We start from the raw sequence: 19,520 nt of genomic DNA, 5'->3' as shown, positions 1-19,520 counted from the left end.
GCTGAAACCCTATTGCAGCAATAACTTCCTCTCTTAATATTTTAAATACGAGATACCCCGATTTATGAGTGAAAAGAAAACACCTGATTTCCTGCACGGAGTGACTTTAGAGCAGATTTTGACAGCTCTGGTTGCTGATTATGGCTGGGAAAAACTCGGTAAATATATAAAGATTAAGTGTTTTACTACTAATCCTACAATAAATTCGAGTCTGAAGCTTTTACGCAAAACACCCTGGGCGCGGACAAAAGTAGAAAATCTCTATATCTCGATGAAAAAGAGAGAACAGAGGGTGTGGCCCAAAAGTAAAGACGTGTAACTATATGGGTAGGTGGAGTGCTATTGAATAGTTACAAAAAATATTAGCTCAGCAGTTGTACAATCTTATGATAGCATTCTTTTTCTTCAGCAGTAAAACGCTCGGTTAGTCCATAAGGGTAGGTTGTCACTGCGCTTGCTGCTATATCGAGACAGCCGTTAAGAATATCCAGTCGGATCTTCTCGACACTTTCAGGATCTTTGCTGCTCAGTCTTATTGCGGGGATGAGGTCATGAATCTCCTTGAGTAGCTTCTGGTCCGGACGATTATCGAGAAACGTTCTGACAAACTCTTTGGCACTTTTATGGCTGAGAACGTTACAGCCTGCCAGTCGATTGATACTGTCAACATGACAGTTGAGATGCCCAAAGAGTACGTCCCGTTCCGCGTCCTGAATTTTTCCATCAGCCCAGGCCATTTCACAGAGTAACACCAGATCGATCAGATAGATATACTGATCCTTAATACCGAAACTGGCCAATCTTTGAATTGCATCCGAAAACCTGATCTGCTGCATGTTCGCCTCTCTGACATTCTATTGCTGTTCATGGACATTTCAAAAAAACAGGTGAAACATAGGTGAACTATTACCATATGCGGGAGCTAATGTGTCTATACTTTTACACTTCTTAAGTGCAATACCGCAACGTCAGGCGGGCAAAATAATCGTAGAGGCAGGAGAAATGTCCCAACTCCTTTGCTAATAAAACTACGCCGTTGAGCGGTCTCAAAAATCAAGCCGGTTTTACCTGTGTATCGTGGTCCACAAGGAACCCAGGGAGCCCAGTGAGAGATTGGTGCCCGAATCTGCCCTCCGTGTGTATGTCCGGATATTACCAGGGATACGGAGCTGTCATGAATGAGATCTTCATTGATATCAGGATTGTGAGATAACATATTTATATGTTTTTCTGACTCAACTCCCCTGAGTGCTTTCCTGATATCCCCGGGGCCTTCCCATAAATCATCGACGCCTGCCAGAATCAGTCCATTTGCCAGCCTGATATTTCTGTTATTCAAAACGGGGATGTTTTTTGCTGTCAACAGTTCGGTTACATGCTTACTATCAGCCCAGTGGTCATGATTACCAAGAACTGCAAACACCCCAAATGGTGCATTGAGGGTTTCTAGTTCTTGAAAGAGGAACATGCTGTTGTGTATATTTTCAGCGTCATGACTGTTTGCCCCGTCAACAAAATCGCCAGCCAGAGTAATCATATCAGGTTTGAGTTCATGCATCGCCTGGATGGCATTCAGACACACTTCATTATTTCCTAAGGCACCGGCATGAAAATCAGACATCACGCCGATTGTAAAACCATCCAAGGCGGCAGGAAGCCCTTCTATTGGTACATCTGTATGAAGGATTTCGAGATTGTCAGACGTTGCATAAGCTGTTGAACCAGAGAGTGCGATGGTAGAATAGATTAAGGTTCTCAGCAGGGCACGGCGACTGAACGTTTTTTTGGTATTACTCATTCCGCTTTTTTCGTTTGAGTTGGGACTTAAGCATGCGTTGTTTGAGTATCATGTTTTTCTCTACTACCTCGCGTTTGTCACGGTGCCATGGCGGGATGTCATCATAATCAGGCACGCCGTCATCAATCATATATCTCGATTGCGGATTTTTGGGGAATCCTGCCGGGACTGCTCCAGCGCATATGGCAAATAGCCCATCACCTCCAGCTTTCAAGGCGCGTTTTGCATTGGGCGAGACCCGTATCACATCACCTGGAGTAAGGTCGAGTAACTCGTCATTAATAGCTATAGTTCCTGAACCCTCTATAACTATATACACTTCTTCCTGCTCTCTGTGCGTGTGAGTGAAGGTATAACCATCTTCTGGAGGGATTTTTATAAAACCCAGTGCAACACCTTGCAGTTGAAGAGCATTACGAGGGCTGGTAAGCCACGGAAGATTATCAAAGTCAAAATGTGCGATGGTATATGCGTCTACCATAGTCACCTCACTGATAGGGGAATATGCATGATGCTTTCCTGTTTCACATGAAAACTGTATGACGTAGATAATTGTATGCCATAATGAACGTGAAATATAAATAGGACCAGGAGGAGGTTTTTCAGCACTGCTCCTTGCTGCTGCAGAGAAATGGTTATTATATGCATAGTGTTAGCGTGAAAATGAAAAAATATCCGATTACGACAAATCTATCGCAATAAAAGCATCGGGAAAGGGAGCTGTTTTATGACCGGGATTTCATATATTCGTGCTGGGTGGTTGATTGACGGCAGCGGCGGGCCGATTCTGCGAGATGTTGTGATGACCATCACTGAAGGGAGTATTACACATATCGAAAAATACTCTGAACAGATTGTTCAGCACCGGAAACTGACAGCTGACTTTTCATTTGGTGCTGTTATGCCGCCGTTTATCGATAGTCATGTGCATCTGGCAATGTCTGGAAGTATGGACCAGCAAACGAGGGAGAACCAGCTTGTTGCAGGTTGTGAAGAGCTGGAGCCGTATATCGAAACACATCTTGAGCAGTTGTTTAATCATGGCGTGCTTACGGTGCGTGACGGTGGGGATAGGGATAACTGTGTGCACACATATCTGAACAGAGCAGCATCGCTAAAATTTCCCGTGCAGGTTATTACGCCCGGTCGTGCCTGGCACCGCAAAGGTAGATATGGGGGGTTAATCGGCAGATGTCCTGCGCAGGGAGAAACACTTGCAGAAGCCTATTTGCGGGAAGAGGGTCACACATCGTTTATTAAACTGGTAAATTCAGGCCTCAACAGTTTGAAGAATTACGGAAAAGAGACAGCGCCGCAGTTTAATGCTGAAGAAATACGTATGCTTGTTCGTGAGGCAGAGAAGGATGGTCGAAAGGTGATGGTGCATGCTAATGGAAAACTGCCGGTGCAGGAGGCGGTTGAGGCGGGTTGCCATTCTATTGAACATGGATTTTTCATGGGTCGAGAAAATCTTGAGTTAATGGCTCGAAAAGGCTGTTTTTGGGTACCTACAGTCTGTACCATGAAGGCCTATGCTGAAATACTTTCCTACCAGGGAAATGTAAATGGTGAAGTGGTTGCCCGTAAAAATCTTCAGCATCAACTTGACCAGTTGAGACTGGCAAGGGAGATCGGTGTGAAGGTTGTTCTTGGCACTGATTCCGGCAGTCCGGGCGTGTTGCATGGAGAAGGTGTTTTTGAAGAGATGAAGCTATTCACCAAGGCCGGTTATAGCCTTGAGGAGATCGTGCAGAGCGCAACTTCACTTGGTGCTGAGCTGCTGGGAATAACAGAAGCAGGGCTGTTGCAGAAAGGAAGACCTGCAGATTTTCTTGTTACCAGGGGGACTCCGGCCCAGTTGCCGCGGAAATTCTCATATCTGGAATCTATTTATCTTGCAGGAAAACCAAGTGAGATTTACCTGAAAAATCCAATGAAGCATGTTCAGGGCACTGATTGAATCCAAAAGATGTGTATGTTCTCACATTTCGGTATAACTCAACTGAAAAATGGAAAAAAACAATTGTATACTTGACCAAGCTGTAATTGACTTATAATTTGGCCACAATCAATATAGTGGAATCATAAAATTTGCCGGCTATTTACTCATGTAGACGTACTGAAAATACCGGTTCAGACCCGCCTATATCAAGCCGAGAGGACGTACGATGTTTTCCATTCTGAGAATTAACACCGCTACTGGTGAGTCAAGAAATGAGAGCTTCACCGCCAAAGAGTATCTGCTTGGCGCACGAACGCTTTCTTCCCGACTTGTAAGCCGGGAAGTAGACCCAACATGCGACCCGTTTGGTAAAAAGAATACTCTGTTTTTCTGTAATGGTGCCTTGAGCGGTACAACAGTTTCAAGCTCAAACAGGTTAAGCATCGGAGGCAAGAGTCCTCTGACGGGCGGTATAAAAGAGAGTAATGCCGGTGGTATTGTAGGATTACGAATGGCCGAACAGGGCTTGCGATGTATTGCGCTCGAAGATGCTCCTTCTGATAAAGCTGGTTGGAAAATAATTGTTATCGGTAAAGATTCCACCGAATTTATTGACGGCGAATTTATTGCCGGTAAAGGCGTTTATAAAAAATCCGAACTGTTGAGTGAGAGATTCGGTAAAAAAGCGGGCTGTATAACCATCGGCCCTGCCGCTGAAAAATTACTTCTTGCATCAGGTATTGCCTGTTCTGACCCGCATGGTGTGTGTTCCCGTTATGCAGGTCGCGGCGGCATGGGTGCTGTTATGGCCAGCAAGAAAATTGTCGCAATAGTAATTCTGAACGATGGAGAGGTAAAACCTGATTATATCGATCAGGATGGGTTTAAGGCAGGTACCAGAAAAATCGTTCAGTTGCTTAAAGAAAACCCGGTGTCATCTCAGTTTACCAAATACGGAACAGCCGCGATGGTTGACATCTGTCAGGCGCTCAAGGTGCTACCGACCAGAAATTTCACCCACGGTGAATTTGAAGGTGCAAAGGATATTAACGCCCAGACTATGTATGACACAATCAAGGCGCGGGGCGGTGAAGGGATGACTCAGCATGCCTGTCAGCATCCATGCGCGATTCAGTGTTCAAACGTTTATCCTGATAAAGACGGCAAGCTTCTCTGCTCGCCCGTAGAATATGAGACAATGGCTCTTATGGGTTCTAATCTTTGCCTTAAAAATCTTGATGCCATTGCTGAGATGAATCGTATTGCCAATGATGCTGGTGTCGATACTCTCGATTGCGGGGCTGCAATCGGTGTTGCCATGGAAGCAGGGCTTGCCGAATTTGGTGATAGCGATGCGGCCATTAGGTTGATGAACGAAGTCAAAGAACTCACACCGCTTGGCCGGATCATCGGGTCAGGTTGTAAGGTCGCTGCAAAAGTGCTTGGAGTACGCCATGCACCGCACGTGCTCGGTCAGGCCATTCCTGCCTATGAGCCTCGCGGTACTAAAGGAATGGCAATGACCTATCTTTCCTCACCAATGGGCGCGGATCATACCTTTGGTTTTACTCTGCGTGATGAGGATGATCCAATCAGCAAGGAAGGAAAGGTGGTTTTATCCAAGAAGTTTCAGGTTATCGGTTCACGTATGGATGCAATGGGAATGTGCAACTTCGTGCGCTACTCAGTGCGCAACGATATGACACCGTTGCTTGAGCTTATCAAGGCGCGTCATGGTGTTGATATTACCTCTGAAGAGTTTGACGATTTCGTCAAAGAGACGTTGCGGCTGGAGCATAAATTCAACACCGATGCAGGGATTACAGCGCTTGATTACCGTTTTGCTGAGACATTCTATGATGAAGCCCAGGTGGAAACCGGCGAGCGGATGGATATCACCGATGAAGAAAGTGCCGAGGCGCGTCGATGGTAAAGGTGAACTTCAAACTCAGCGATGCGGGTTCCGTTTCGCTGAGTATTGATAGACCTGAGTCTTTGGAATTAATTCTTACGCAGTGTGCCGCCAAAGCTGACATTGAACTTGGCGGCTATATTGCAGTCAGGGCTGGAAAGGTTTTGAAAAGAAACGATATTGTCGGCGAGCATGATGAGATCGATATCTTTCCAGCGATTTCCGGAGGCTGACCCTTGCTTGAACGAACGTCGTATGTATATAACAGAACCATTAAAAATCCTTTAGCTGTACGCTAATATCTCAAATTAAAACAGATGACATCTCCTCAACAACGAAACTCTTTTCTTTGCCCTGATTGCCAAAGGCTGATCAGTCGTAATACAACAACGTGCCCGTACTGTGGCTTGAATAATCCCGGTTCATTCTGGAAGGATAATATCTTCACGCGCAATAACGATGGAGCCGGAATACTGAAGATTATTCTTATTGCCAATGTAGTGATGTTTGTCCTTTCTCTTCTGATAGATCCGAGAGGTTTGGTATTCCGGGGGAGTCCGTTTAATTTTCTATCACCAACCAGCCCGGCTCTACAGGCACTTGGTTCTACAGGGTCTGTTCCTCTTTTCTACAACAAAGCGTGGTGGACGCTGATTACGGCCAATTACCTGCATGGCAGCCTGATGCATATCGTTTTTAATATGATTGCTCTGCATCAGCTTGGTCCGCTTTTGATAAAAGAGTATGGCACGAGCAGGTTTATCTCAATTTATACCTTGAGTGGAATTGGTGGGTTTCTTATATCGGCACTTTTCGGAGTGGCGTTTACCATCGGTGCATCTGCGGCTGTTTGCGGTTTGATAGGTGCTGCTTTGTATTACGGTAAAAGTCGAGGTGGAGCCTATGGCAATGCGGTTTATAGCCAGTTGAGTGGTTGGGCTATCGGAATATTTATCTTTGGATTTATGGTTCCCGGCATTAACAACTGGGGGCATGGCGGCGGTATGGCAGTTGGAGCATTGTGCGGCCTGTTGCTTGGTTATCAGGAGCGTAAGAAAGAAAATATGAGCCATAAATTCATCAGTATGGCCTGTATTATCTGTACAGGGCTGGTGCTGCTCTATTCTACTTTGAGAATAGCGGTATATCTGCTTTTTGGTGGGTGATTACTGCTGTTGACGTATGATTTTCCGGCGCTCTTTTCGGAGCGCCATCTGAAAGACATTTGATAGTAACGACTTCTGTGTGATAGAAATTATTAAGGGATGTGTTTTTCCTTTTGTTTTCAACGTTGAGGTCGGCTGCATACAATGACCTCTCTACTATCCACAGAGGTCACGATGAAACTCAAAGCCTATACTCCTGGCACTATTATTGAGCCGTTTCGTATCCGTTCTGTTGAGCCTCTTGATTTCACCACTGTTGAACATCGCGAAAAAGCGCTTGAGAGTGCGGGGTATAATCCATTCCTGCTAAAAGCTGAAGATATTCTGATCGATCTGCTGACCGACAGCGGTACAGGTGCGATGTCGTCAAAGCAGTGGGCCGGGATGATTGCCAGTGATGAATCGTATGCAGGGGCCAGATCATATTATCGTTTTGAGAAATCTGTTCGTGATATAACCGGTTTTAGCCACGTCATGCCTACTCATCAGGGGCGTGGCGCTGAACATATCCTTTTTCATAGTATTGCCGGCAGTGGCAAGATAATTCCGAATAACACGCATTTTGATACAACCAGAGCACATGTGGAAAATTGCGGAGCTGAAGCGCGCGATCTGGTGATTGATGAAGCGGCTGATCCTGCGCTTATCCATCCCTTTAAAGGGAATATGGATCTGGAAAAACTCGCAGATCTTATTCGCACTGAAGGCGCTGAATCGATACCTATCATCATGGTGACCGTTACCAATAATTCAGGTGGTGGACAGCCGGTCAGTATGGAGAATATCCGCAGGGTGAGTGAACTGGCAAAAGAGCATAATATTCCCTTCTTTCTTGATGCCTGCCGATTTGCAGAAAATTGCTGGTTTATTCATGAGCGGGAGGCCGGGTATGCAGATACACCTGTAATAGAAATTGCCAGGGAACTGTTCAGTTATGCCGATGGCTGCACCATGAGTGCCAAGAAAGATGGCATGGCTAATATCGGTGGTTTTCTGGCGATGAATGACGGTATCCTGGCTGCTCAGTGCAGGAGCTTTGAGATCCTGATGGAAGGTTTTCCAACGTATGGCGGGATGGCTGGTTATGACATGGAAGCTGTAGCTCTTGGCCTCTATGAGGCTATGGATGAGCGTTATCTTGCATATCGTGTGCGCTCAATAGAGTATCTCGGCGAAAAACTTCTGGCAGCAGGTGTACCGATAATCCAGCCAACCGGTGGGCATGCACTCTATATTGATGCGAAAAGTATGCTGCCCCATATTCCCTGGAATCAATATCCGGCATGGAGCCTTGCAAACGGATTGTATCTGCTGGGGGGAGTGCGTGGGGTAGAGATCGGCAGCGTGATGTTTGGTCTGCAACCTGACGGCACTGAAAAACCGGCTGCGAAGGAACTCGTCCGACTGGCTTTCCCACGTCGGGTTTATACCCAGAGCCATGTTGATTATCTGGCCGAAATAGTCATCGAACTTGCTGGGCAGCGCGATCGTCTTACTGGTTATACAATTATTGAACAGAGCCCTGTTCTCAGGCATTTTACTGCAAAATTTTTACCACGGGAATCAAGCTGATCCGATGAATCTAACACCTGTCATTAGATATGAACAGAACGGCCCCGGTAGGGCAGGAGACTTTTCACATGGTTAAAAAAAATTTGCCTAAAATATCAGCAGATATTCTCCTGGCTGAAGATAGCGTGGTGAATCAGGAAGTGGTTATCGCCACCCTGGAATTCTTTGGATGTAATGTTGACACTGTAGATAATGGCAAACGTGCAGTTCAAAGCTGGGAGGTCGGGACATACGACCTGATACTGATGGATTGTCTTATGCCGGAAATGGATGGATTTGAAGCTACCCGTAAGATTCGAAGTAGGGAGCAACAGGGGAACCGCATTCCGATCATTGCAATATCTGGACATAATAGCGATGATATGCAGGTGCAGATGGAGAGTGCCGGTATGGATGATTCGCTCGGTAAGCCGTTTACAACAGAAGAGCTATATGAGATGCTGAGGCGTTGGCTGGGGCTTGTAAAAGAATGATGTCGTAGGCAGACTCAAACGCTCTGCATGTCTTTGCAGCGAACATAAGTAGATGTACCCTTTCTCTGGTTGGTATTTTGACTTCAATCTGCTTTTCCTATAAAGTTTATAGTAGAAATGGCCAGAGAATAGAGTGGAGAATTCACATCTTGAAAAGATGTCACTGTTAGTGTGGGACAGAAACCACTCAAGAAATGACAGCTCTGTGGCAAATATCCTCATTTTACCTTAAATCGGCATCTCAAGGGAAGCCGCCGATTCTGAAGCCTAAGGGGCTGGTATGGACAAAGAACAGTTGGAATTAAGCCGGCAGCATATATGGATCCTGGCAGTGGACGACGAAGGTCCTCTCCGGCGCCTGGTTGCGCGTATGCTTGAACAGTCAGGTTACAACTGTGTTACAGCCTCCAGCTGCAAAGAGGCACGGGATATACTGAAAACCAGGCCCTTTGATCTTGTACTTGTAGATTTGAAGATGCCGGATGAGAGTGGGCTTTCTCTGATTCAGCATGTGAAAGAAAACCACCCAGAGACTGCACGGGTAATGCTCACGGCTACTACCGATCCTGATCTTGCTCGTGAGATTATGGATGTCGGTGTGTATGGGTATATTATAAAGCCTGTCACGCGGGACATGCTGATCATCACAGTCGAGAATGCTCTGAGGCACCATTTTCTTGCCATTCAGATGAAGGCGTATAAAGGGCAACTTGAGGAAAAGGCATGGAGCAGGAAGGAAAAGCTCGGTGTCATCATGGAAAATCTTTCCATCGGCGTGGCTATGATCGGACCGGATATGAAATTGCTTGAAATGAATCAGCAGATGCGCACCTGGTTTCCGAACGCACCCCGCGAGGGAGGGGACTGTTACCATTTACGTTTAAGCCCTGGAATTACCCCTGCCTGTAAGCACTGCCCTCTCCGGGAGGCATTGTTTAAAGGTAAAAACGGCAAGGGGGTGAGACAGCTCTATACCGCGGAAGGAAAAAAAGATTTCAGTATGCTTACTTCACCCGTTCGGGACAAAGCGGGTAAAATAATCGCTGCCGTTGAGCTTTTAGAGGATGTGACAGAACGGTTAACAAGTGAACGTGAAGCAAGCAGACGACAAAAGCTTGAGGCTGTTGGGCAACTCGCTTCAGGTATTGTCCATGAGATAAATACACCAGTCCAGTACGTAATGGATAATATGAATTTTCTCCAGGACAGTTTCACTGATTTATCTGATCTTTTGGATGAACATGAAAAGCTGTTTACCTCGATTATTTCCAGCGGTACTGTGAACGTGGAGGAGTTACAGAAAGCAATTGATGAAGCACGAGAAGACGCTGACCTTGATTACCTTCTGGAAGAACTTCCCAAAACACTTGAACAGTCACTTGAAGGAATTCAGAGAATAAACGCCATTGTTCGGGCAATGAAAGAATTTTCACATCCGGGAAGCGACGAAAAATCGCTTGTGGATATCAACGTGCTGCTGGAGAATGCGATCACCATTAGTAAGAATGAGTGGAAATATGTGGCAGATATAGAAACCAACTTCGATAAAGATTTGCCTCAAGTTTCGTGCCTTGCCAGTGAAATGAATCAGGTATTCCTGAATCTTATTGTCAATGCTGCTCATGCAATAGGCTCACTAACGGAACAGGGTATTAAAGGGCGCGGGCTTATCACTATTTCCAGTGAGCGGCTCAAGGACAATGTGCGCATTATGATAAAGGACACCGGTGGAGGGGTTCCTGAAGAATTTCGGGAAAAGATCTTTGAGCCGTTTTTCACAACCAAGGCCCGGGGAGAAGGGACCGGGCAGGGGCTTGCCATAGCGCGTCGGGTAGTGGAAGAAAAACATAGTGGTACGCTAGGTTTATTAACTACACCCGGTGAAGGTACGATGTTTACTATCGAACTTCCGATAATTTAAGAAATTTGAAGAAGTGAAAAAGTGCAGACCTTATCAATAGAGTAGCTTCTCGCACAGTGGATGTCTGAGTGTGTAATGATAAAAGCAGTCGCCAATAGGAAGCTATCCCGGTTGATAGCTATTGACATCGTATGATCTACTAAGGATCTATTCAGGTTAGGACAAGGATATTGTAAATAGAAGAGCTTTCTGTTACAAAGTCGACCGTTGCAGACAGGTGAAAGACACAGTCTGCCTGATTGTTTCATTACATCAGCTTTGTTGATTTAAGGAACTATTTAGGCTGGTTCTCATTCGAATGGTATGAGTGATGAGTGAGGCTTGGGGATTGTGTAAATATTTTTTGCTGACAAACAGCAGCGCCGATAGCATCGATGGCTGCCCGGATAGGCTTTGTGGTCAGATTATTCAAGTATACTTCTTTTATGGCAATTATTGCCTGCCTGCTCTGGTCTTCGGCATTTGCTGCTATAAAGATAGGCTTGCAATATACGACTCCCCTCCATTTTGCCGGTATTCGCTTTCTGCTCGCCGGTTTGCTGGTTCTCCCCTTTTGCGGTAGTCCTGAAAAATATATATGCCAGATTAAAGACAATTACCGAACAGTTCTGTTGGTTGCAGTGTTACAGACTACGTTGCTCTACACCCTTTTCTACCAGGGGCTGCAGTTGCTTCCAGGTGCCGTTGCGGCAATTATTATCGGCACACAGCCTTTGATAATAGCTTTTGTCGCCCATTTTGTCTCAGATGCTGAACGTATGACAATGCGAAAAGGTGTAAGTCTGGCGATGGGATTGACGGGCGTGGCGGTTATTGCTCTTGATCGTGGTGAATTGAGCGTCGAGGGAGGGATGGCTTTGGTAGGTATCGGTTTACTGTTGCTTTCCAATCTTTCCGCAGCCATGGGAAATCTCATGGTGTCGAAGAGAACAGCGAATATCTTTCCTCTGGTATTAAACTCCGCTCAACTCGTTGTCGGTGGTTTGTTATTGCTGCTGTTATCTTTTTTGGTCGAGGACGGTGTGGCAATTGTCTATCCAGCAGAATATTACTATTCACTTGCCTGGTTAAGCGTTTTGTCGGCACTGGCTCTTTCAATTTGGTTCAATCTGTTAAAAATTGAGGGTATTAATGTTTCTGACTTAAACATCTGGAAGTTTTTGATTCCACTTTCAGGTGCCTGTCTCAGCTGGTTGCTGTTGGATGGTGAGTCACCGGACACAGCAACACTTGCGGGTATGATTGCTATTGCATTCAGCTTACTGATTTTGAATATGCCCAGGAAAAAATTTAATAGATAGTCGGCTCTGCAGTTGCCACCAGTTGAAATGAAGTCGTGGTGTAAAAGAACTGGCTTGCATCTGTATCATGGATTCTGCAAAGAAAAAAATGTACCCATGAGCGTGGCAAACCTGCAATGTTGATTGTAGTTGAACAAGAGGAGGATAATCTTACTGCCGATATACCCGGACCCTGTTTCAGAACCTTTTGGAATATTCTGATTCAGATAGCCAGAAATACCAATGGCAGGGACTATCAAGAGGAAGAAGAGCACTACATTATTATCAACGGCACGTTTGCCAGGCTCGCCCATGGATACAAAAACGGCTGGCTTATATGCACTGCAACACCAATGAGTATATTAGCACCGGACATGTGACCGAACTTAATATCGGTCATAAGCGACAAATGTAAACGGCTGATTCTGACACCGCAAAGAACTACATTGGAAAATGCATACAATTTAACAATATGTCGGCGGGGGCGAGATGGTGCTTTTAAAGTTAGCTTGCAATGTGTATTTGTATTATTTAATTAGGCTGCTGTCAATAGGTGATTAATCGTATCTGTTGGGTTTAGGTGAAAGTTGCTAAATTTAATTAAGTATTTTGCTTGGAAGTATGAATAAAATTCAATACAATAGTTCTGCTCAATTGGGCGCCACAGCTTCATGTTAGTTAATTGAAGGGAAAATATATGGATAAAACAGATAGGAAAATACTGAATATATTGCAGCAACAGGGGCGTATAACCAATTCGAAACTGGCTGCAGAGATAGGTATCTCACCACCCGCCATGCTGGAGAGGGTGAAGCGTTTGGAAGCTTCAGGTATGATTCGTCAGTATGCTGCACTGATAGACCGCGAAAAGGCAGGGTTTGGTCTGTTGGCTATAATAATTATATCAGTGAGTCTGAGTGAAATTATATCGTTACCCAATGTTAAAGGGAAGCTCCTTGATCTTGAGGAAGTTCAGGAGTGCTACCAGCTGACGGGTGATGTGGATTTTCTCATGAAGGTCGCTGTAAGAGATATGCCGAGCTACACCACGTTTATCAATGAGAAACTTACAGCAATCCCCGGTATTCAGAATATCCGCACGTCATTTGTGCTGGAAACGATTAAAAGTACAACAGTTTTACCTTTAGATGAGGATTGAGACGAGTGAATGACATCGGACTACGAGAACTTTGATAATACTTAATTCATTATTTCCAGTATTTATATTGATTGTTCTCGGAGTCCTGTTGAGAGCGCGTGGGTTTACTGACACCTCTTTTCTGCAGCAATCGGACAGGCTCGTTTATTACATTTTTTTTCCGGTGATGCTGTTTTGGAAAATAGGTGGTGCGCCCTACGGCGCAGACATTAACTGGAGTTTCTGCCTCGTCACCCTGGCCGTGCTGATTTTCATGTTTGTGGTCAGCGCATTAGTCATTCGGTTTCTCCCTGTTCACAGTTTTCAGGCAGGTTCATTTTCACAGAGTTGTTACCGTTTTAATACGTATATAGGGGTGGCTGTTATCTTAAACAGCCTTGGTGAGCAGGGGATTGCCATTTTCGGCATTCTTATCGGTCTTGCCATTCCAATGGTTAACATCTACGCAGTATCAACGCTTATCTGGTTCTCGGGGGAAGAGCTCTCGATGGCCAGGCGGGTAAAGATGCTGGTGAGGGCACTTGCCGCAAATCCGCTGATAATTGGATGTGCATCCGGGTTGTTGTATTCACGGGCTTTTGGTGAATTTCCGGCATTTCTAAATAATTCTTTGCAGTTGCTCTCAATGGTTACCCTGCCGATGGCTCTCATTTCCATTGGTGGTTCACTCACATTTGCCGGAGTACAGCTCCATTTTTTCAATGCATTTGCAGCAGCATTTCTGAAGCTGATGCTTTTGCCCGGCGCTGGATATGTGGCATATACACTGGCCGGTATTGACGGGATACCGTTTAAAGTCGGGATGATTTTTCTCAGTCTGCCTGCTTCGACAGCCATTTATGTACTTTCATCACAACTCAACAGTGATACTGAACTGGCATCATCGTCGATTGTACTCTCAACCCTGTTATCGTTTGTTCCGCTCTCAATAGTGCTGCTTTTATAGATTTTCAGCTCGTTTTATTCTATTCGGCGCAGCCTGCGCCGTAAGTCAGGAACTTCAGGATAGCATTGAGCATCCCGGTTTATGGCGTGCCCATTCCGGGCGTTTACGATAATACTGTTTTTCCATTTCCGGTTGTTCGTCGTATGGTCTTCGCAACAATTCCAGTAATTCATGGACTCCTGAGTTGTCGCCATTTGCCGCTTTGTCTATAGCCTCCTGAGCGAGATAATTGCGTAAGACATATTTAGGATTGGTACGATCCATCAGGGCGGTCCGTGCTGAGTTTGTTATGCTCCCCGCTTGAAAGCGGTGTCTGTAATCCTTGAACCACTTATGCAGGCGGTTGAGGTATACCGGTGTCAGTTGCTCAGGACGGTAATAGGCTTGAATGAGCTGCTCGGGCACTTGGCTTATGTCGAGTGTTTCCGAGATATCAAGTTTTGCCAGTTGCCTGAAAAATATCGTCATGTCAGTTTCGGCTTCCTGTAGAATATCCGTCAGTTCTTTAATGAGGTGGGTGTCTGATTCGTCAATAAACCTGTCTAACCCTATTTTATTTGCCATCATGGTTTTCCAACCTGATGTGAATTCTCGGGTATACGCATTGTCGAGCGTAGACTGAAGGGCTGTGGCATCGTTGATGAGCGGATACAGGGTGTTGGCGAGTTGGACCAGATTCCACTGAGCTATGAGTCCCTGATTGCTGAAAGCGTAACGTTTGCCGACACTGTCTGTGGTATTTGGTGTCCATTCCGGATCATAATCTTCAAGCCAGCCGTATGGTCCGTAGTCGATAGTTAAGCCAAGTATCGACATGTTGTCGGTGTTCATTACACCATGTACAAAACCAACTCGCATCCAGTGGACAATGAGTCGAGCTGTTCTACTGCACACTTCTGAAAACCATTGTAGATATATATCTTCGGCGGTTTGGTCGAGGTGGGGAAAATCGGTTTTGATTGTATAATCCGCCAGTCGTTTCAGAAGTTCTTTATCACCACGCGAGGCAAGAATTTCGTAATTACCAAAGCGGAGAAATGACGGCGCAACTCTGCAGACAATTGCTCCCGGTTCTTCTTCAGGGTGTCCATCGTAAAACATATCACGAAGTACCGGTTCGCCAGTATCAATGAGACTGAGGGCGCGCGTTGTCGGGACACCGAGATGATACATTGCCTCGCTACAGAGAAATTCTCTTACAGATGAACGTAGTACAGCTAAGCCGTCTGCACGTCTGGAATAGGGGGTTGGCCCAGCACCTTTAAGCTGGAGAACCCAGCGTTCATCTCTGCTGTTAACTATTTCACCAAGATTGATTGCACGCCCGTCACCAAGTTGACCGGCCCAGTTACCAAACTGGTGGCCGCCGTAACACATTGCGAAAGGGTCCATACCCGTCAGTATGCTGTTGCCGGAAAATACCTCTGTGAAAAGTTCAGACATACAGCTATCTTTATCAAGGTCAAGTAGATCAGCTACTTCACGCGCATAGGCGATGAGTGAAGGTTGAGCGACTTTTGTCGGTTTAACCCGTGAGTAGCATGAACCGGTTACCTGACGACGCATGTTTTCAAGCAGTGGATCAGCGGGTAATTCACGGGTGAAAGCATTGTCGAAATGCAATTTGGCAAGGGGGAATTCAGGTGTGTTTTTAGTCATAGCTCTCTGCAAAATTGATTAGGTAGTGATCATGGTGGTACTGATAACTATTGTCACAGGTTAATCATACTTTATTGAGAGACAAGGGAATGAGACGGTATAAGGAGTGACACCCTCCTGGACGGGCCTCCTGCGATTTCTCATCAATACTGTTATTGCAATGAGAGCAGGTAGGTCCTGAGGTTTTGAGTACGACTCTCGAGACCGAGTTTGTTGCGAAGTTTTTTTCTGTGAAAACTGACTGTGGCGACCGCGATATTGAGTACGTCACTGATTTCCTGACTGCTTTTTCCCTGACGAACCAGGAGCGCTACTTCAAGCTCTTGCGGGGTAAGCATAAGATGCAGGGAGGAAAGGCGGTTAAGAAAAGGGCTGCTGATATCATTAAGATGTTCTTCCATGATGGATAGCAAAGCTTTTTCGCGTTGCTGCAATCGAGCTGTTTTAAGTTTTTCGAGATAGGGAAGAACAAGTTCACGAATATTGGCAAGAAAGCGATTTTCAAGTTCCTGGCGATCACGATTTCGATGATCGAGTAATACTTTCATCGCGATATTAGTTTCTTCGAGTTTTTCAGCCTTGTGTGAAAGAAGTTCTTCTTTTGCTCTGAGTTCCTCCTGGATGAGGATCATGTCGGTGATATTTTCATGTGTGATAATAACTCGTTGCTGCCCGGCTGATCTGTATGGAAGCACTTTGAGCGAATACCAGCGTTTTTCGGTTGGCGAATGGCAGGGATATTGAGTTGAATATTCCGAGACTGTACCGTCAATAACACCACGGATTGCTGTGCCGATAGTGGTAACGGTTATGTCTGTGCCTTTACTCTGGTCGCATATGTGCAGATAGTTCATCCCCACACAGTCAATCGCGCCCTGCATCCCGTTATCTCGGGCAAAATTCTGCCAGGCTGCATTTGTTTCGAGGATGTATCCCTCGCCATCAAGTACAGCTACATGGGTATCTAAAGAGTTAAGAATGACTTTATACATATCCGGTGTCTTCATAGTATTCCTCCAGCTGGTTGTATCTAAACAATAGTAGTTGTTGCTATCATTTTCCAGCTATTTCTTACCAATTGCTGTCTGCCTTGCACTGCTTAACGTAATGAACATAGGAAAAATCGTCTAAAAATAGGTTGAACAGGAAGCTGGCAATGTTGAAGCTGGTCAAACATAAAGCGGAGGATATAGATGTATAATGGGAAGCGAAACCGATTGGGACTGTGCTGTATTTTTCGGGACGAAGACATAACGTTTAAATCTCGTCAGGCCACATACATCGAACGCCTTGATAAAGAAAACAGGTTGGAGCAAATCTCGGTAACCGTATTGCATAATGCTTCTTCGCTGGTACGGGCAATCGACTATTGTGCTATGAACGGTATTGGATGTTTCCGGGTAAATTCGAGGATGCTGCCGTTAAAAACTCATCCGAAGTTACACTACGCCCTGACAGATCTTCCAGACTATGCGCTGATCATGGATTTGTTTGAGACAAGCAGAGGCTTTGCCAGAAAACACAACATTCGTCTTACTTTTCACCCAGATCAATTCACTTTGCTATCATCACCGCGTGAGCAGGTGACTGAAAAATCCATAGAAGAGTTGATCTATCACGCCGAAGTGGCAGAATTGATAGGTGCTGATGTTATTACACTGCACGGTGGCGGTGCTTATGGTGATAAAGCCGGTGCTCTGGGTCGTGTAATGGAAAACATAGATCGACTCCCTTATGCTGTCCGCTCAAGGCTGGCTTTGGAGAATGATGACAGGGTGTATTCGCCGATGGACCTGTTTCCTGTATGTGAAAAAATGGGCATCCCCCTCGTGTATGATGTGCATCATCATCGATGCCTGAAAGATGAATTGTCTATTGATGATGTCACAGGGCTCGCTCGAAAAACATGGGACAGAGAACCATTATTTCACCTTTCCAGCCCTAAATACGGGTGGAGTGGCAACGATATACGATCTCACCATGATTATATAAATCCAGATGATATGCCGGAGTCGTGGAAGGATCTTGAGGTAACAATAGAAATAGAAGCTAAAGCTAAGGAGCTTGCGGTGTCACAACTCCAACAGGAGCTGGCGCGTCTTGCCCGGGTTGCCTGAATTTGCAGTGTATACCACCTCTGCCATTGTTGAGCTTTCTACTATATCAGCTCTTTTCACCTGAAAAATCTGTAGAGATATACCAATTGCATCACAGAGATATTTTTTCATTTTTGACTCCAAGGACTGCGCTGATAGAATAAAGCTGTACCTTTTCACAGGAGAAGAAAATGGTCTACATGCTTTATGTTGATGCAGCGGTACTCTTTTTTTTCGTAACATTGTGGTATCTGGTCTCTCTGGCTATCAAACGCCAGGATATCGCTGATGTACTTTGGGGAGCAGGTTGTGTAATAATTGTGCTGACCTCACTCTGTACAATTGATCATGTGACGTTACGTTCCGTGGCTATGAGCTTTATGGTAATTGTCTGGGGAAGCAGGTTATCCACACGGATATTCTTAAAGAACAGAGGTAAACCTGAAGATTTCAGATATCGTGCGTTGCGGGAGGCGTGGGGCCGCTCTTTTGCCCTCCGCAGTTATTTTCAGGTTTTTCTATTTCAGGCTTTCCTGATGTTCGTGATTCTTACACCAGTCCTTTATGTGATTGGCAGGCAGCATGCGGGAGATATCTTTGTTCTAGATGTTCTGGGCGTATTATTGTGGCTTACAGGATTTGTTATCGAGTCTGTCGCCGACTATCAGTTGGATTCCTTCAAGCATAAAAGATATAATCGAGGCCAAATTCTCCAGAGTGGATTATGGCGATACAGTCGTCATCCCAACTATTTCGGTGAAGTAGTGATGTGGTGGGGGCTTTATTGTATCGCACTCTCAGTTCCGGGTGGCTCGTATACGGCAATCGGTCCTCTTGTTATTACCTTTCTTATTCTGAAAGTGTCGGGAATTCCGCTCATAGAGAAGCGCTATAAAGATAGCGAGAAATACCAGCGGTACAAAAAAATGACGAGTTCGTTTATCCCCTTACCGCCACGTACAAATACGAAGGAGGATTGAGGTCATGGCGAAGCTCAAGACATATCTTATTTTGCTGCCTGTTTTGTTTGTGATTGATTATATCTGGCTGGGACTGCTTATGGGGCCTTTTTATGTTGAGGAACTGGGAGCTCTGGCCCGTATTGGTGGTGACGGTTTTGCGCCTGTAGTATGGGCTGCTGTGATTGTTTATCTCATTATTCCACTTGGTATAGTTGTTTTCGTGTTACCACTGGTACCCGAAAGGAATCAGATTATGTCTGCTCTTGGCTATGGTCTTTTGTACGGACTGGTTCTCTATGGAGTATTCGATATGACCAACTATGCTTTGCTGGACGGTTACAGTTTGAAATTAGCTGTGGTTGATGTTTGCTGGGGAGGTTTCTTAAACAGCATAGCGGCACTTTGCGCAGTTAAGATTTATCGTTATGTTTCTGTTTGAGGAACCTGCAGGTTTCATGGCAGGACTGGGAACGTTCTTTTCTACATTCTCTTTGAGTCATAAACATAAATTTTCAGTAATTTTTCCTTAATATATTCCATCTACTACAAAAGTGTCGTATCCTAAAAGTATTATACGTAATGTGTATCTTATGCGAGTGTTATTCCCTTATAGCCTTAACGTAACTGATGAGTT

At 45.2% G+C, this 19,520-nt stretch carries 20 protein-coding genes; 15 read left to right on the top strand and 5 right to left on the bottom strand.

Features of this window, described 5'->3' with window-relative positions; genetic code table 11:
- Window positions 1-64: 64 nt before the first annotated feature.
- Window positions 65-319, top strand: a complete 255-nt coding sequence (locus tag FCL46_RS20655; protein WP_136806009.1) for a VF530 family protein — start codon at window positions 65-67, stop codon at window positions 317-319.
- A 43-nt stretch (window positions 320-362) separates the two neighbouring features.
- Here the strand turns inward: FCL46_RS20655 and FCL46_RS20650 are convergent, their stop codons facing one another.
- From FCL46_RS20650 to FCL46_RS20640, 3 genes are all read right to left on the bottom strand, one after another.
- The gene (locus FCL46_RS20650) at window positions 363-836 is read right to left on the bottom strand and encodes a hypothetical protein (RefSeq protein ID WP_136806008.1); all 474 of its coding nucleotides are present in this window, start codon (window positions 834-836) and stop codon (window positions 363-365) included.
- A gap of 95 nt (window positions 837-931) precedes the next feature.
- Complete coding sequence (locus FCL46_RS20645; RefSeq protein WP_136806007.1) at window positions 932-1,798, bottom strand: metallophosphoesterase; 867 nt, start codon at window positions 1,796-1,798, stop codon at window positions 932-934.
- Window positions 1,791-2,279 carry a cupin domain-containing protein gene (locus tag FCL46_RS20640; RefSeq protein WP_136806006.1) on the bottom strand — a complete coding sequence of 163 codons (489 nt, stop codon included), beginning with the start codon at window positions 2,277-2,279 and terminating at the stop codon, window positions 1,791-1,793. Before FCL46_RS20640 ends, FCL46_RS20645 begins: the two co-directional genes overlap by 8 nt.
- A gap of 246 nt (window positions 2,280-2,525) precedes the next feature.
- Between FCL46_RS20640 and FCL46_RS20635 the strand changes: the two genes are divergently transcribed.
- The 11 genes from FCL46_RS20635 to FCL46_RS20585 all read left to right on the top strand — a co-directional run bounded on the left by FCL46_RS20635 (window position 2,526) and on the right by FCL46_RS20585 (window position 14,169).
- The gene (locus FCL46_RS20635) at window positions 2,526-3,758 is read left to right on the top strand and encodes an amidohydrolase family protein (RefSeq protein ID WP_136806005.1); all 1,233 of its coding nucleotides are present in this window, start codon (window positions 2,526-2,528) and stop codon (window positions 3,756-3,758) included.
- Between the two features lie 208 nt (window positions 3,759-3,966).
- Window positions 3,967-5,673, top strand: coding sequence for an aldehyde ferredoxin oxidoreductase C-terminal domain-containing protein (locus FCL46_RS20630; protein WP_136806004.1), 1,707 nt, complete (start codon window positions 3,967-3,969; stop codon window positions 5,671-5,673).
- Complete coding sequence (locus FCL46_RS20625) at window positions 5,667-5,885, top strand: hypothetical protein (protein ID WP_136806003.1); 219 nt, start codon at window positions 5,667-5,669, stop codon at window positions 5,883-5,885. The genes FCL46_RS20630 and FCL46_RS20625 overlap by 7 nt, the downstream gene beginning before the upstream one ends.
- Window positions 5,886-5,969: 84 nt before the next feature.
- Window positions 5,970-6,818: a rhomboid family intramembrane serine protease gene (locus tag FCL46_RS20620; protein ID WP_136806002.1), complete on the top strand. Its 849-nt coding sequence runs from the start codon at window positions 5,970-5,972 to the stop codon at window positions 6,816-6,818.
- A 174-nt stretch (window positions 6,819-6,992) separates the two neighbouring features.
- Window positions 6,993-8,390, top strand: a complete 1,398-nt coding sequence (locus tag FCL46_RS20615; protein ID WP_136806001.1) for a tryptophanase — start codon at window positions 6,993-6,995, stop codon at window positions 8,388-8,390.
- 68 nt (window positions 8,391-8,458) lie between these two features.
- Window positions 8,459-8,863 (top strand): response regulator, encoded by a 405-nt coding sequence (locus FCL46_RS20610; RefSeq protein ID WP_167505772.1) that lies wholly within the window; start codon window positions 8,459-8,461, stop codon window positions 8,861-8,863.
- 280 nt (window positions 8,864-9,143) lie between these two features.
- Window positions 9,144-10,784, top strand: coding sequence for a response regulator (locus FCL46_RS20605; protein WP_136805999.1), 1,641 nt, complete (start codon window positions 9,144-9,146; stop codon window positions 10,782-10,784).
- Window positions 10,785-11,179: 395 nt separating this feature from the next.
- Window positions 11,180-12,085: a DMT family transporter gene (locus FCL46_RS20600; protein ID WP_167505771.1), complete on the top strand. Its 906-nt coding sequence runs from the start codon at window positions 11,180-11,182 to the stop codon at window positions 12,083-12,085.
- A 116-nt stretch (window positions 12,086-12,201) separates the two neighbouring features.
- Window positions 12,202-12,444: a hypothetical protein gene (locus FCL46_RS20595; RefSeq protein WP_136805997.1), complete on the top strand. Its 243-nt coding sequence runs from the start codon at window positions 12,202-12,204 to the stop codon at window positions 12,442-12,444.
- Between the two features lie 317 nt (window positions 12,445-12,761).
- Window positions 12,762-13,223: an Lrp/AsnC family transcriptional regulator gene (locus FCL46_RS20590; RefSeq protein ID WP_136805996.1), complete on the top strand. Its 462-nt coding sequence runs from the start codon at window positions 12,762-12,764 to the stop codon at window positions 13,221-13,223.
- A gap of 31 nt (window positions 13,224-13,254) precedes the next feature.
- A complete protein-coding gene (locus tag FCL46_RS20585; protein ID WP_136805995.1) occupies window positions 13,255-14,169 on the top strand; it encodes an AEC family transporter in 915 nt (304 codons plus the stop codon).
- 54 nt (window positions 14,170-14,223) lie between these two features.
- Here the strand turns inward: FCL46_RS20585 and FCL46_RS20580 are convergent, their stop codons facing one another.
- Window positions 14,224-15,828, bottom strand: coding sequence for a protein adenylyltransferase SelO (locus tag FCL46_RS20580; protein ID WP_136805994.1), 1,605 nt, complete (start codon window positions 15,826-15,828; stop codon window positions 14,224-14,226).
- A gap of 152 nt (window positions 15,829-15,980) precedes the next feature.
- A complete protein-coding gene (locus FCL46_RS20575; protein WP_136805993.1) occupies window positions 15,981-16,835 on the bottom strand; it encodes a helix-turn-helix transcriptional regulator in 855 nt (284 codons plus the stop codon).
- Between the two features lie 186 nt (window positions 16,836-17,021).
- Between FCL46_RS20575 and uvsE the strand changes: the two genes are divergently transcribed.
- The 3 genes from uvsE to FCL46_RS20560 all read left to right on the top strand — a co-directional run bounded on the left by uvsE (window position 17,022) and on the right by FCL46_RS20560 (window position 19,325).
- On the top strand, window positions 17,022-17,945 hold the full coding sequence (gene uvsE, locus FCL46_RS20570; protein ID WP_136805992.1) for a UV DNA damage repair endonuclease UvsE: 924 nt from the start codon (window positions 17,022-17,024) through the stop codon (window positions 17,943-17,945).
- Between the two features lie 170 nt (window positions 17,946-18,115).
- Window positions 18,116-18,904, top strand: coding sequence for a DUF1295 domain-containing protein (locus FCL46_RS20565; RefSeq protein WP_136805991.1), 789 nt, complete (start codon window positions 18,116-18,118; stop codon window positions 18,902-18,904).
- Between the two features lie 4 nt (window positions 18,905-18,908).
- Entirely contained in the window at window positions 18,909-19,325 is a 417-nt protein-coding gene (locus FCL46_RS20560; protein WP_136805990.1) for a DUF2177 family protein, read from the top strand.
- The last annotated feature ends 195 nt before the right edge of the window (window positions 19,326-19,520 follow it).

Source organism: Desulfosediminicola flagellatus (assembly GCF_005116655.2).
In the GTDB taxonomy this organism is placed as follows: Bacteria; Desulfobacterota; Desulfobulbia; order Desulfobulbales; family Desulfocapsaceae; genus Desulfopila; species Desulfopila flagellata.
The sequence above is the reverse complement of the archived record's forward strand: the minus strand, read 5'-3'. Positions and strand labels throughout refer to the sequence as shown.

Coding starts and splice junctions, on each gene's coding strand:
- FCL46_RS20655 (WP_136806009.1), top strand. CDS start 65: ATGAGTGAAAAGAAAACACCTGATTTCCTGCACGGAGTGACTTTAGAG.
- FCL46_RS20650 (WP_136806008.1), bottom strand. CDS start 836: ATGCAGCAGATCAGGTTTTCGGATGCAATTCAAAGATTGGCCAGTTTC.
- FCL46_RS20645 (WP_136806007.1), bottom strand. CDS start 1,798: ATGAGTAATACCAAAAAAACGTTCAGTCGCCGTGCCCTGCTGAGAACC.
- FCL46_RS20640 (WP_136806006.1), bottom strand. CDS start 2,279: ATGGTAGACGCATATACCATCGCACATTTTGACTTTGATAATCTTCCG.
- FCL46_RS20635 (WP_136806005.1), top strand. CDS start 2,526: ATGACCGGGATTTCATATATTCGTGCTGGGTGGTTGATTGACGGCAGC.
- FCL46_RS20630 (WP_136806004.1), top strand. CDS start 3,967: ATGTTTTCCATTCTGAGAATTAACACCGCTACTGGTGAGTCAAGAAAT.
- FCL46_RS20625 (WP_136806003.1), top strand. CDS start 5,667: ATGGTAAAGGTGAACTTCAAACTCAGCGATGCGGGTTCCGTTTCGCTG.
- FCL46_RS20620 (WP_136806002.1), top strand. CDS start 5,970: ATGACATCTCCTCAACAACGAAACTCTTTTCTTTGCCCTGATTGCCAA.
- FCL46_RS20615 (WP_136806001.1), top strand. CDS start 6,993: ATGAAACTCAAAGCCTATACTCCTGGCACTATTATTGAGCCGTTTCGT.
- FCL46_RS20610 (WP_167505772.1), top strand. CDS start 8,459: ATGGTTAAAAAAAATTTGCCTAAAATATCAGCAGATATTCTCCTGGCT.
- FCL46_RS20605 (WP_136805999.1), top strand. CDS start 9,144: ATGGACAAAGAACAGTTGGAATTAAGCCGGCAGCATATATGGATCCTG.
- FCL46_RS20595 (WP_136805997.1), top strand. CDS start 12,202: ATGTTGATTGTAGTTGAACAAGAGGAGGATAATCTTACTGCCGATATA.
- FCL46_RS20590 (WP_136805996.1), top strand. CDS start 12,762: ATGGATAAAACAGATAGGAAAATACTGAATATATTGCAGCAACAGGGG.
- FCL46_RS20580 (WP_136805994.1), bottom strand. CDS start 15,828: ATGACTAAAAACACACCTGAATTCCCCCTTGCCAAATTGCATTTCGAC.
- FCL46_RS20575 (WP_136805993.1), bottom strand. CDS start 16,835: ATGAAGACACCGGATATGTATAAAGTCATTCTTAACTCTTTAGATACC.
- uvsE (WP_136805992.1), top strand. CDS start 17,022: ATGTATAATGGGAAGCGAAACCGATTGGGACTGTGCTGTATTTTTCGG.
- FCL46_RS20565 (WP_136805991.1), top strand. CDS start 18,116: ATGGTCTACATGCTTTATGTTGATGCAGCGGTACTCTTTTTTTTCGTA.
- FCL46_RS20560 (WP_136805990.1), top strand. CDS start 18,909: ATGGCGAAGCTCAAGACATATCTTATTTTGCTGCCTGTTTTGTTTGTG.